This is a genomic window from Micromonospora sp. NPDC126480 (assembly GCF_040302465.1).
Taxonomy (GTDB): domain Bacteria; phylum Actinomycetota; class Actinomycetes; order Mycobacteriales; family Micromonosporaceae; genus Micromonospora.
Genome location: NZ_JBEORU010000004.1, coordinates 65,737 through 77,881, shown reverse-complemented (window position 1 = coordinate 77,881; position 12,145 = coordinate 65,737). Strand labels below are relative to the sequence as shown.

9 protein-coding genes are annotated in these 12,145 nt (G+C 74.5%); 2 read left to right on the top strand and 7 right to left on the bottom strand.

The window, feature by feature from the left end; genetic code table 11:
• Positions 1 to 204 precede the first annotated feature (204 nt).
• Complete coding sequence (locus ABTW87_RS05100; protein WP_350648649.1) at positions 205 to 885, top strand: bifunctional DNA primase/polymerase; 681 nt, start codon at positions 205 to 207, stop codon at positions 883 to 885.
• 235 nt (positions 886 to 1,120) lie between these two features.
• Here the strand turns inward: ABTW87_RS05100 and ABTW87_RS05095 are convergent, their stop codons facing one another.
• From ABTW87_RS05095 to ABTW87_RS05075, 5 genes are read right to left on the bottom strand one after another with little or no spacing between them, the layout of a single operon-like run.
• The gene (locus ABTW87_RS05095) at positions 1,121 to 1,840 is read right to left on the bottom strand and encodes an FAD:protein FMN transferase (protein ID WP_350648980.1); all 720 of its coding nucleotides are present in this window, start codon (positions 1,838 to 1,840) and stop codon (positions 1,121 to 1,123) included.
• 58 nt (positions 1,841 to 1,898) lie between these two features.
• On the bottom strand, positions 1,899 to 2,480 hold the full coding sequence (locus tag ABTW87_RS05090; protein ID WP_350648648.1) for an FMN-binding protein: 582 nt from the start codon (positions 2,478 to 2,480) through the stop codon (positions 1,899 to 1,901).
• Positions 2,481 to 2,491: 11 nt separating this feature from the next.
• Positions 2,492 to 3,913: a ferredoxin reductase family protein gene (locus tag ABTW87_RS05085; RefSeq protein WP_350648646.1), complete on the bottom strand. Its 1,422-nt coding sequence runs from the start codon at positions 3,911 to 3,913 to the stop codon at positions 2,492 to 2,494.
• On the bottom strand, positions 3,910 to 5,277 hold the full coding sequence (locus tag ABTW87_RS05080) for a DUF1501 domain-containing protein (protein ID WP_350648644.1): 1,368 nt from the start codon (positions 5,275 to 5,277) through the stop codon (positions 3,910 to 3,912). Before ABTW87_RS05080 ends, ABTW87_RS05085 begins: the two co-directional genes overlap by 4 nt.
• A gap of 20 nt (positions 5,278 to 5,297) precedes the next feature.
• Positions 5,298 to 7,307 (bottom strand): DUF1800 domain-containing protein, encoded by a 2,010-nt coding sequence (locus ABTW87_RS05075; protein ID WP_350648642.1) that lies wholly within the window; start codon positions 7,305 to 7,307, stop codon positions 5,298 to 5,300.
• Positions 7,308 to 7,757: 450 nt separating this feature from the next.
• Between ABTW87_RS05075 and ABTW87_RS05070 the strand changes: the two genes are divergently transcribed.
• On the top strand, positions 7,758 to 8,015 hold the full coding sequence (locus ABTW87_RS05070) for a DUF3040 domain-containing protein (RefSeq protein ID WP_350648640.1): 258 nt from the start codon (positions 7,758 to 7,760) through the stop codon (positions 8,013 to 8,015).
• Between the two features lie 33 nt (positions 8,016 to 8,048).
• Here ABTW87_RS05070 and ABTW87_RS05065 read toward each other — a convergent pair whose 3' ends face one another.
• Together ABTW87_RS05065 and ABTW87_RS05060 are read right to left on the bottom strand one after the other, a co-directional pair.
• A complete protein-coding gene (locus ABTW87_RS05065; RefSeq protein WP_350648639.1) occupies positions 8,049 to 8,981 on the bottom strand; it encodes an SWIM zinc finger family protein in 933 nt (310 codons plus the stop codon).
• On the bottom strand, positions 8,978 to 12,139 hold the full coding sequence (locus ABTW87_RS05060; protein WP_350648637.1) for an SNF2-related protein: 3,162 nt from the start codon (positions 12,137 to 12,139) through the stop codon (positions 8,978 to 8,980). Before ABTW87_RS05060 ends, ABTW87_RS05065 begins: the two co-directional genes overlap by 4 nt.
• Positions 12,140 to 12,145: the final 6 nt, after the last annotated feature.

The window sequence follows — 12,145 nt, the reverse complement described above, 5'->3', positions numbered from 1 at the left end:
CGGTCGGCCGGGGGTCCCTCCGCGGGCGCGGCGCTGCTGTTCAGGTTTTCGCTGGTCGCACAGCGTGTGCGTCAGCCGTACGGCCGATCCTCGTAGTTTTCGTGCAAGTTGCATCAGCCGTTCGTCAACTCAACGATCGCGGGTTACGGCAGTGACGGTGCTCTACCTAGGACATCGACGCAGCCCAGGGTCCGGCGAGGGGAGATGGCACACATGTGGGGGAATGTCGGACCGCGCGTCGCTCAGCTGTCGCACCTGGAACGGGTACGGCTGCGCCGGGTGGCCGTACGCTACGCGCTGCACGGCTGGGAGGTGACCCCCGGCGCCTGCCTGGCCCGCAGCCGCTTCGTCTGCGGGCGGGCCGGCTGCCCCACCGTCGGCTGCCACCCGGCTCTGGAGGACTGGGAGCGCGCCGCGAGCGCCGACCCGGCCCGGGTGGCCACGTGGTGGCACGCCCGCCCGCACGGCGTGCTGCTGCCCACCGGCCGGGCGTTCGACGTGCTGGAGGTGCCCACCCACATCGGACGGCAGGTGCTCGCCGCGGTCCGGAACCACCCGGCGGGACTGGCCGTGCGCGGACCGGTCCTGGCCACCCCCACCGGACGGTGGATGTTCCTGGTCCGGCCCGGCGACCCGCTGCGACCCGAACTCGACCACTGCTTCCACGTGGTACGCCACGGCCCGGGCTCGTGGATCCCGGCGCCGCCCACCCGGCTGCCCGAGGGCACCGTCCGCTGGGTGGTCGCGCCCGAGCAGGCGCGCTGGCAGCTACCCGACTCGTACCTGCTGCAGAACACCCTGATCGGCGAGTTACGGGCCAGCGGGGTGACGCTCGTCGCGGACCTGCTCCCCGGGCACCTGCCACTGCCCCGCCGGGGCCGCTGACCAGCCGGGCAGCGACGTCGGGCCGGTCCCGGTCGTTGAACACCCGACGGCGCGGAGGCGCCACGATCGGGGGTTGTCCCATGTCCACCGACGACACCACGCGCGAGCCGTGCGGCGCCGAGCCGCCCCGCCACCACCCTCGGCACCGCTGGGCGGGCACCCGACCGGCGGGCTCCCGGCCCGGCCGCCCCCGCCCGACCGGTTCCCGCCCCGCCGGCACCCACCGCCCGACCCGCTAGGCGAGGGGCAGGTTCGTCGAGTGCAGGAGGCGGGCGTCGTCGGTGACGACGGCGTGCGGGTGGTCCGGCAGTCGGTCGAGCCAGGACCGGCCGGCGGCGCCCATCGCGACCGCGGCGGTGGCGTACGCGTCGGCCACGCCGAGGTCGGTGCCGACCACGGTGACCGAGCGCAGTCCCCGGGCCGGCGCGCCGCGACGCGGGTCGAACACGTGGTGGCCCCGTTCGTACACCCCGGACGTGGCCACCGCGAGGTCGGTGCCGGCGAGCACCAGGCAGGTGGCCATCGGGTTCCACGGGTGCCGGACGCCGATCCGCCACGGCCGTCCGGAGGCCGCGCGGCCCCGGACCCGCACGTCGCCGCCCGCGTTCAGGCAGTGGTTGGCCGCACCGGCGGCGAGCAGCCGGTCCGAGGCGACCTGCGCGGCCCAGCCCTTGACGTACCCGGACGGGTCGAACCCGCCGGTGGCGTACGCGTCGAAGAATCCGTCGGTGGCGGCCCACAGGTCGGCGCAGCGCTCCAGCACCAGCCGCAGGTCCGCCGACGCCTCCGACAGCAGCAGCTCGCCGCGACCGAAGCGGCACACCTCGCTGTCGTCCCGGTAGGTACTGAACCGCGCGTCCACCTCCCGCAGCCAGCGGAACGTCTCGTCGGCCAGCCGGTCCAGCTCGTCCCGGGGCAGGTCGTCGGCGAGGTCGAGGCTGATCGCCGTACCCATGACCTGCTCGACGCGGCGCAGGCCGGGTCGGGTCGCCGCGGGTGACGTCGGCACGGGCCTAGCTCGCCCGGTCGAGCGCGGCCTGCAACGACTGCCGGTACGCGGTGCTGGTCGCGGTCGCCCCGGACACCGTGTCCAGGTCCGCGCCCTGCAGCTCCACCACCAGCCCCGAGGTGCCGCTGTACGTGTCGTCGACCTGGCGGCTGCGCTGGTCGGACTGGGCGGTGTCCTCCGGCAGTTCGAGCGCGACCGCGTCGACTATGCGCGAGCCGGACAATGTGATCTGGACCTGCACGTTGCCGTACTCGTTCTCCACCACCGGGCCGGTCACGGTCCGCGTGGTCGGCTGGGCCGGCTTGCTGCTCGTCTTGCGGGCCGACGGCGTCCGGGCGCCGGAGGTCGGGCTCGGGCGGGTCGCCGGCGCCCGGGCGGCGCTGCGGCTCGGCTTCGGCGCGGCGGCGGACGCGGACGGCGCCGCGGACGTCTCCGCACCGGCGGGCGCGGCGCCGCCCGGTACCGCCGGCTGCGCCTCGGCGGGCAGGTCCTGGGCGACCTGGCTGGCGCCCGGCGCGCTCTTGAGCACCACCAGCGCGGTGGTGCTGGCCGCCAGGCCGGTGATCGCGAGCAGGGCGCGACGCATCAGATGCCTTCCTACAGCTCGAAGGTGGCGAGGTGGACCTGCCGGCGGGGAACGCCGGCCCGGCGCAGCGCGGCCAGCGACTGCGCGACCAGGCCGGGTGGCCCGCACAGGTAGACGTCCCGGCCGGCGAGATCGGGGACCAGCCGGCGCAGCCCGTCCGGGCTGAGCACCTCGCGCGGGCCGGGGTCGTGCCGGGAGCCGATCACGTACCAGATCCGCACGTCCCGGGCCTGGGCCAGCCAGTCCAGCTCGCGGTGCAGCAGCACGTCGGCGGGTGTGCGCGCCCGGTAGATGAGCGCGGAACCGGGCGGCAGCTCCTCCAGCATGGCCCGGATCGGGGTGATGCCGCTGCCGCCGGCGATCAGCAGCGCCCGGTCCCGGACGCGGTGGGCCGCGGTGAAGGTGCCCGACGGTCCCTCGGCCCAGACCCGGGTGCCCGGATCGAGGTCGCGCAGGTCCCGGGTGTGCGCGCCGACCACCTTGACGGTGAGCCGCAGCCAGCGGTCGTTGGCGGCGGCCGAGACGGAGAACGGGTGGGACTGCCACCAGCAGCCCCGGGTGAGGAAGCGCCAGCGGAAGAACTGCCCGCCGAGCAGGTCGAGTTCGCCCAGCCGCTCGCCGGTCAGGTAGATCGAGATGGTGTCCGGGCTCTCCGCCACCACGTCGGCCACCCGGAGGCGGTGCCGCAGGTTGAACGCCAACGGCGCGACCACCCGGCCCCAGAGCAGCGCGGCGACGACGAGCACGTACATCGCGATCCACAGGGTGCGGACCGGGCCGGGCCGGAAGAGCTGGGCGCCGTTGCTGAACTGGTGACCGAAGCCGAGCAGCAGCGCGAGGTAGCTGGCGAGGTGCAGGAAGTGCCACAGCTCGTACGGCAGCACCCGCCGGATCGCCCGGACGCTGGTGAAGCCGATCAGCACCAGGAGCCCGGCGGCGGCGAACGCCGACACCATGTCCTCGTAGTCGCGCAGCAGCACGCCCGCCTCGGTCAGGACGGGGTTGCCCTCCAGATCGGCGTAGCCGACCAGGATCAGCGCGGCGTGCGCGAGCACGGCCACCAGCAACGTGGCGCCCACGTCCCGGTGCCACCGGGCGAGCTGCTCGCCGCCGATCCAGCGTTCCAGCACCGGTAGCCGGCTCATCATCAGCACCTGCACCAGCAGCAGGTAGCCGGCGACCAGACCGGTGATCCGGCCGGCGGCGGTCACGGTCGCGGCGGTGGTCTTCAGAGAACCCGCGGGGGTGTCCAGCCACCAGGGCAGCACACTGGCGAGCAGGCCCAGCGCGAGCAGCGCCACCAGCAGCCGCCGGCCGCCGGGCCCGCGCCGCGGCGGCACCGGCGGGTGTCCGCCGGCAGCCGGCCGGCCGCCGGCACGCGACGGTGTCGTCGCGGTCCGGCGGCCGGTGGCGTGGGTACGGGGGTACGTCACGTGTACAACTTCATCGGGGCGTACTTCATCCGCGGGAAGATCTTCGCCACCTCCGCGTTGGTGAGCCCGAACCGCCCCTGCGCCACGGACCCGTAGACGTTGAACATGTTGTTGTACTCGGGTACGTCGCCGGAGTCGAGCTGGTTCAACCCGTTCCAGGTGCCGAGCAGGGAGCCGGCGAGCTTGCGGCCGGACAGGACGGTGATGACCCCGCCGTGCCCGTGGTCGGTGCCGCCGCCGTTGGAGGCGACGCGTCGGCCGAACTCGCTGGACACCATGATCGTCACGTCGTCGGCCTGGTCCCCCAGGTCGGTGAAGAACGCGGCCATCGCCGAGGCGAGTTCGTTCAGCCGCCGGTGCAGCTGGCCACCGTCCCGGGTGCCCTGGTTCTCGTGGGTGTCGTACCCGCCCATGCCGACGGTCGCGACCCGGACGTTGGCCCCGCCCTTGATCAGCTGGGCGAGCTGCTGGAAGGCCCGCCCGACGCCGCGGTACTCGACGCCCTCCGCCGGCTGGTACGGCTTCGCGGCGAGCCGCTGCGCCGTGGCCAGCGCGCCGAGGCCGTCCTGGACCGCCTCCTCGACCGGGTGGTTGATCCCGGTGAACAAGCCGCGGATCGCCTTCTCGGTGGCCGCCCGGTACTTCTCCTCGCCGTTGAGCCGCAGCGAGCCGACGCTGTTCAGCGACAGCGCGCCGTTGGTGCCGACCAGTGACCGCGGCAGGGTGCTGCCGATGCCGACGCTGCGGAAGGCAGTGCCTTTGCCGAGCGCGTCGACCAGGCTGTCCAGCCAGCCCCGGCCACCGGTCTCGCCGGGCAGCCCGCCGAGGTTGCAGGCGTCCGCGGCCTGGAAGTGGCTGCGGGACAGCCGCTCGTCGGAGACGCCCGGGATGAAGCCGAGGTTGCCCGAGCGCAGCCACGGCTCCAGCGGCTTGAAGGCGCTGGTCAGCTTGAAGCCCCGGCCGACGGCCAGGGAATCGTCGGCGAGCAGCAGGTCGGGGCGGGCCTTGGCGAGCACCGGGTCGTCGGCCGGCGCGACCAGGCTCAGCCCGTCCAGCCCGCCGTAGAGGAAGACGTGGATCAGCGTGCCGGTCTTGGTCGCCGCGAAGGACGCCGACGTGGTGACGAACTGGGCAGTGGCCAGGGCGGTGGCGGTGGCTGCGGCGCCGGCGACGAAGGTCCGCCGGGTGACGCCACGGCCGTCCTGCTGGGCCTCCTCCAGCTCCTCCAGGCGGCGGTAGCGGTCCCGCTCGGCGGCGTTCTCGGCCGCGACGACGTCGGCCTCCGCCCGCAGCAGTGCCTCGGCCGGGTTGTCGGCCAGCCGCCGCACGTCGGGGCATTCGGGGTGCAGAGGGTACGAGTACACAGTCTTCTCCATCGGAGGCCTCACCGGAGGTGGTGCTGGGGGGAAGCGAGGATCGCCCGCGCGACGGCGGCGGCGGCCCCGTTGAACGTCGCGTCCACCCGGGCACCGGCCGACACGCCGGCGATGCCGAGGATCAACGCCTTCTCCTTGGCGCTCAGCTTCTGGCCCACCAGCCGTACGGCGAGCGCGTCCACGTACGCGCCGGCGGTGGCCGGCGGCCGGGCGACCAGCTTCTCCGGCTTGGTGAACGTGAAGACGGTACGACGGGCGGCCAGCAGCTCACCGGCCTCGTTCCAGCCGTTGACCATCGTGCCGGCCGAGGTCCACGCCACGTAGACGTCCGGGTAGCCGTCCGGCGTGGGCTGGCCCATCGGGTACTGACCCAGCTCGCGCATCTTGTCGTGGATCTGCCGCAGGCCGCGCCCGAACGGGGTGCGCCGGTTGTCGCCGTTGTCGTGGCCCGGCGCCGCGTCCGGCGAGACGCCGAGCGCGCGGTACGTCGCCACCAGGTACTCCATCGGGCGGCGGACCTTCTGCCCCACGGCGGCCCAGAACTCCGAGGAGCTGAACAGCGTCATCAGCAGCGGCTTGACCAGTCCCTTGTTGGCGAGGTAGGTCTTCGCCAACCGGTCCACGAGGGACTTCGGCGGGGTGTCCGAGACGAACCGGGTGGCGAGACTCTGCGCCACGTACTTGGCCGTCGACGGGTGCAGCGCGATGTACGTCAGGTACGCGTCGATCGCCGCCTCGGCCTTCTTCGGGTCGTTCGAGTTGTTGGCGTGCGTGAAGCCGAGGATCTTCACCCTGCCGACGTAGTGCCGCTGCGCGCGGAAGACGTACTTGCCGTCCTGGACGCCCCGGCCGGTCTGCAGCAGCGCCGCCTGCCGCACGTCCTTCTCGGTGTAGCCGCCGTCGACGCCGACCGAGTACAGCTCCAGGTTCTCCCGGGCCAGGTTCTCGTTGACCGCGTCGGCGCGGGACTCGTTCTGGTTGAGGTAGAGCAGCAGCGCCGGGTGCTTGTTCGCGGCCAGCAGCATCTCCGGGTAACTGCCGAGGGCGTGCTTGCGGACCACGTCGCGGTCGAACGAGTTGCGGTACACCTCGCCGCCGTCGAAGTCGGCCGCCACGTGCAGGAAGTCGTTCCAGAAGTCGACCATCACCTCGTACAGCTGACGGTCCGACCAGATCTGCCGGGCGATGGTGGCGTCCACCATCTCCCGCTCCGGCTGGGCGCCCCGCTCGTTGAGCTGGTCGCGCTGTTCGCGGAGCTGCTCGGTGCTGAGCTTCAGGGTGGGCAGTTCGGCGAGCCTCAGCTCGGCCTTCGTCGGCGCGATCTTGTCCGGGTCGAGCTGCCGGCGCAGCCAGGCGTCGATGCCCTGCTCCTTGATGTCGGCGAGCACCTTCGGGGTGGCCCCGAAGGTGGCCCGCCGGGCCAGGTGCAGGACCGGCTCCTTGGCGAGGACCGTCTTGACGGTCACCTTGGTCTCCGCCGCGGCGGCGGCCGGGCCGGAGAAGACCCGGCCGCCGGCCGGGTTGTTCTTCTTCAGCGCCTCACCGGCGCGGGAGCCCATGTAGCTCTCGTTCTGCTCGGTGTAGGTGCGGACGGTGCTCGGCTGCTGCCCGCTGGGCCGCGCGGCGGTGCCGTCGGTCACCTCGGTTCCGGTGGCGTCACCGGCCACCACGTCGTCGCCGAAGAGACCCCGGACCTGGGGCGACATCGCCAGCGCGCCGCCGGCGAACACGGCGGCGGTGCCGCCGAACGCGGCGAGCGCCTTGCGGCGGCCCAACTTCGGGCCCGGCTCGTCGCCGTCGTCGTCCAGGTTGGGCAGTCGTCCACCGGCCGGGGCCGGGGCGGTCGTGCCGAACCCGGCCGGGCCGACCCACTGCGGGCCCTGCGGAGCCGGCGACTGGGGGGCGTCGTAGGCGTACGGGGTGGGCCGGTACTGCTCGTGGTACGCGTCGGGGTGGGGTCGCCCGTCCCATCCGCGGTCGTCCCACGGTCGATGTGGTGGCACATTCTGGTTGGCCATGTACCAATCCGTTCCTGCTACGCCGCGACGTCCGTGACCGGGCGGGATACGGGTGCGGCGGCTGATGCGTGCGGGGGTTGGTACGGGAAGGTAACCAAGGGGTGAGAGGCCTTCAAGCAGGCCCGGGGACGCCCCGAACGGCACTTAAGGCAGTCCTCAGCGCACGCGCCGCGCCGGCCGCACCGCGCCGCTCCGGACAGACGGCCCCGAGCAGGGCGGACGTGCCGGGACCCGGCACGCACGTAACGTTTCCGGACCACGCGACGCTTATCGCACCGTTCAACGCCACAGGCAAACTTAAGGATCGGATAAGCCGGTCCTCAAGGCGCCGGTACGCCCCGGACGGCGCCGTGCCAGGTGTCGGAAGGCAAAGTGGCAGCAGCAGGAGAGCGTGAGTCGCCGCCCCAGCGGGTATGCCGCCGAACCGCTGAACACGTGAGGGGAAGGCACATGCTCAGCAAAGAGGATCAGCGCAGGTTCGAGCAGATCACCCGTAATCTCCGGGAAAGCGACCCGGCGTTCTTCGCTCGGCTCGACAACCGGGCGCGGGGTCGTCGCGGCCGCTGGCTGATGCTGTTGACGATCCTGCTGTGGGCGGCGCTTCCGGCCACGACCGTGCTCGCCGGGCGGCTGGCCGGTGCGATCTGCGCGGTTGTCCTGGTGGCCAACGCCGCGGTCATGTGGCGGTTCCGTCGCCGTTGGCTGTGAGCCGGGCCCGCGGATCCTTCCGCCGGCGGCCGGTCAGGGGTTGTCGGCGTTCCGGTCGCCGAGCCGCCGGTACGCCCGGCGCAGCCGTTCCACAAGTCCCGGGCCGCCGATGGCCGGGGCGGGCGCGCCCAGTTGCCGCAGCACCAGGTCCGTTCCGGTCGCCAGCGTGGGCGGTCGGTCGGGCAACGGCACGGGCGGAGACCAGAACCGGTCCACGGCGTCCGCCAGGGGGGCCGGTGGCAGGCCGGTGACCGCCCGCGCGGCTCCCGCCGCTGGAGCCTCCACAGTGGTACGCGCGCCGTCCGGGACGGACCGCGCGGCCGACGCGGGGGCAGCGGTGCCGCGCAGCTCGCGCAGCCGGTCGAGCAGCTCGTCGCGGCTGCGGCCCCGCCAGTGCAGCAGGGCGAACGGGTCGGCGTCGAACGCCTCGGCGAGCAGGTAGAAGGTCGCCGCGAGATGCTTGCACGGCACGGCGACGTCGGGGCAGCTGCACCGCTGGCCCAGCTCGGCGACGCCGGCCGGGAACAGCGGGGCACCGGTGGCGGCGAACAGCTCCTCCAGCTCGGCGGGCAGGTCCCCGGCGAGCAGGCGGGCGCTGAAGAACGCCTGCGCGGCCAGCTCCTCCTCGACCCGGGTCCAGAGCGCCGACGGGAAGGCCGGCAGCGTGATCCGCACGTCGTACGGCCGGGACCGGGAACCCTGCACGGCGGCGGTCACCTCGCCCGGCGCCACGTCCAGGCGGAGCACCTGCCCGGCCCGCGCGTACGAACGCCCCCGGGTGAGCCGGGTGCCGAGCGCGAAGGACTCCAGCACCTCCAGGAAGCGCCGGGACCACCAGGACCGGCCGATGGCGCCGCGGGTGCTGCGGGCCCGCAGCCCGCCCTCCACCCGCCGCGGTGGGCCGTAGTCGGCGAACCGCCCGGCGTCGCGGCGTGGCGCGTCACTTCCGGTGGTACGCGGGCTCACTCGACCACCGCCCCCGCCTCCAGCCGGAACAGGTCGCGCAGCTGCGCCGTGGACAGCTCGGTGACCCACTGCTCGCCGGTTCCGACGACCGTCGACGCGAGCCGGCGCTTGTCGGCGATCAGCGCCGCCACCTTCTCCTCCACCGTGCCGGCGCAGACGAACTTGCGGACCTGCACGCGCCGCCGCTGGCCGATCCGGAACGCCCGGTCGGTGGCCTGGTCCTCCACCGCCGGGTTCCACCAGCGGTCGACGTGCACGACGTGGTTGGCGGCGGTCAGGGTGAGCCCGGTGCCACCCGCCTTGAGCGAGAGCAGGAACAGCGCCGGGCCGTCCGGTGCCTGGAACCGGGTGACCATCGCGTCCCGGTCGGCCTTGCCGACGCCGCCGTGCAGGAACAGGGCCTCCCGGCCGAACCGCGCCGACAGGTGGCCGCGCAGCATGCCGCCGAACTCGGCGTACTGGGTGAAGAGCAGGGCCTTCTCACCCGCCGCGAGGACCTCCTCGAGGATCTCCTCCAGCCGGGCCAGCTTGCCGGAGCGCCCGTCCAGCGCGGAGCCGTCCCGCAGCAGGTGCGCCGGGTGGTTGCAGACCTGCTTGAGCCGGGTCATGGCGGCCAGCACGAGCCCGCGCCGCTCGATGCCGTCGCTCGACTCGATCCGGGCCAGCATGTCGTCGACCACCGCCCGGTAGAGCGCGGCCTGCTCGGCGGTGAGGTTGCAGACCACCTCCATCTCCAGCTTCTCCGGCAGGTCCGAGATGATCGACGAGTCGGTCTTGAGCCGGCGCAGCACGAACGGGCCGGTGATCCGGCGCAGCCGCTCGGCCGCCTCCGCGTCGCCGTGCCGCTCGATCGGCTCGGCGTACCGCTTCTTGAACGTCGCGGCCGGGCCGAGCAGGCCCGGGTTGGCGAACTGCATGATCGACCACAGGTCGGCGAGCCGGTTCTCCACCGGAGTGCCGGTCACCGCGATCCGGTGCCGGGCGGGCAGCGCGCGGACCGCCTCGGCCTGGCGCGTCGAGGCGTTCTTGATGGCCTGCGCCTCGTCCACCACCACCCGGTGCCAGTCGATTCCGGCCAGGTCCACCGCGTCGCGCGCGGCCACCGTGTACGTGGTGAGGACCAGGTCGGCCGCGTGCACGGCCTCGGTGAACGCCTCCCCCCGCGCCCGCTCCGCGCCGTGGTGCACGTGGACCCGCAGACCGGGGGTGAACCTCGCGGCCTCCCGCTGCCAGTTGCCGACCAGCGACATCGGACAGACCAGCAGCGTCGGGCCGGCTTCCGGCGGGTCGGCCGCGAGCAGGGCGAGCAGCTGCACCGTCTTGCCGAGACCCATGTCGTCGGCGAGCACCCCGCCCAGCCCCAGCGACTGGAGGAACGCCAGCCAGGCCAGTCCCCGCCGCTGGTACGGGCGCAGGGCGCCGTGGAACGACGGTGGGGCGTCCAGCGGGGTGAGCCGCCGCTCGACCGCACCGGCGAGCAGGTCGCCGAGGGCGCCGTCGGCGCTCACCTCGAGTACGGGCAGCGCGTCCGCCGCGGTGTCGGACAGGCCGAGTCGCAGCAGGTCGCCGACGGTCAGCTCGCCGGCCGAGCGGAGCAACCGCAGGCCGGCGGCGAGGCGCTTCGGGTCCAGCTCCACCCAGCGGCCGCGCATGCGGACCAGCGGCGACTTCAGCGCGGCGAGCGAGGCCAGCTCGTCGGCGGTCAGCGGCTGGTCGCCGAGGGACACCTCCCAGCGGTAGTCGACAAGGGAGTCGAGCCCGACCCCGCCGCCGGCCCCGGCCACGGTGCCCGGCGCGGTCCGGCTCCGGGCCTGCAGGCGGGCGCCGAGCCGCGCCGAGGGACGCCGCCACCAGGACGGCAGCAGCACCGCGAACCCGGCCGCGTGCAGCACCGGCGCGCCCTCCCGGAGGAACCGGTGCGCGCCCTCGGCGTCCAGGTCCAGCGACTCCGGCGCGGCCGTACGCAGGGCCACGTCCAGCTCCGGCCAGAGCCGGCTGGCCCGCCCCAGCTCGGCCAGCAGCGTCTCCTGCGGTGCGTCCAGCCCGGCCACCGTCGTCGGCTCGTGCCAGATCCGCCCGGCGTCGACGTGCAGGCCCGGTTGGTCGGCCGGCTGGAGGCCGAACTCGACCCGCCACCGCCCGTCCGTCGTGGCGTCGAACGGCACGACGGTGACCGGCTCGGTGATCTCGTCCAGGAGGGGCTCGACCAGACGGAAGCTGGCCCGGATCGCCCCGCCGGCCGCGTCGCGCTGCCAGGCGTCCAGCTCGCACCGGAGGGTCTCCAGGGCCGCCGGGTCGGCGGTGAAGTCGCGGCGCGGTCCGGTGAGGGCCGCCAGCCACGCCGGCACCGCACCCGCCGGGCGTACGCCCCGGGCGAGGGCGGTGTCGGCGAGCATGGCGCGCACGGCGGCGTCGGCGAGCGCGTCCAGCGCGTCGGTGACCAGGTCACCCGGCTCCGGCGGCGCACCGTCCCGCGGCTCACCGACCCACGCGGTGCCCGGGCCGGCCGTGCCCGCCCTGACGGCATCGGGCGGTTCCGGCGGGCCGGCGGCATCGGGCGGATCGAGCCGGACCTCGACCGCGGCCCGGGCGGCGGGGGGCAGGGCCAGCGCGAGGGAACGCGCCCACGCGGCATCCGTTCCGGTGAGCAGGGGTCGCCAGACGGCCCGGGCGTCGACCGCCCGCCCGGCCGGGGCCAGGACGCCGGGCAGGACCCGGCCACGGGCGGCCAGGTCGACGGCGAAGTCGGCCAGCTCGGCCAGGTGCCGCAGGGTGGCGCCGGGAACGGCGGCTGCCTCGGCGAGCCGGCGCAACAGCGGCAGGGCGGCGTCCGGTGCGTACCCCAGGACGGGGACGCGCCAGCCGGCCAGGGTAACCGGACCGCGGACCGGGTCGACCGGCTCGGTGCGGACCAGTTCCGGCGAGTCCAGCGGCGAGCCGCCCCGGGTGGGCAGGGTGAGCAGGGCCGTGCCGGGCGCGGTCGGTTCGGCGAGCTCGGCCAGGGCGGCGGCGAGCGCCGCGTGGTCGGCGGCGAACGGGTGGGGGCGCTCCCGGGGCGCCCGTCCGGGCCGGCGTGGGGCCCGGGGCGGGAGCGCGGTGTCCTCGGCCCAGACGGCGAGACCGGTGCCGGGACGCCACGACCCGTGGATGACCAGCACGCGCTC

Bases quoted from the DNA above. Each gene is read 5' to 3' on its own strand.
- ABTW87_RS05075 (WP_350648642.1), bottom strand. From the start codon at position 7,307: ATGGCCAACCAGAATGTGCCACCACATCGACCGTGGGACGACCGCGGA.
- ABTW87_RS05100 (WP_350648649.1), top strand. From the start codon at position 205: ATGGCACACATGTGGGGGAATGTCGGACCGCGCGTCGCTCAGCTGTCG.
- ABTW87_RS05095 (WP_350648980.1), bottom strand. From the start codon at position 1,840: ATGGGTACGGCGATCAGCCTCGACCTCGCCGACGACCTGCCCCGGGAC.
- ABTW87_RS05090 (WP_350648648.1), bottom strand. From the start codon at position 2,480: ATGCGTCGCGCCCTGCTCGCGATCACCGGCCTGGCGGCCAGCACCACC.
- ABTW87_RS05070 (WP_350648640.1), top strand. From the start codon at position 7,758: ATGCTCAGCAAAGAGGATCAGCGCAGGTTCGAGCAGATCACCCGTAAT.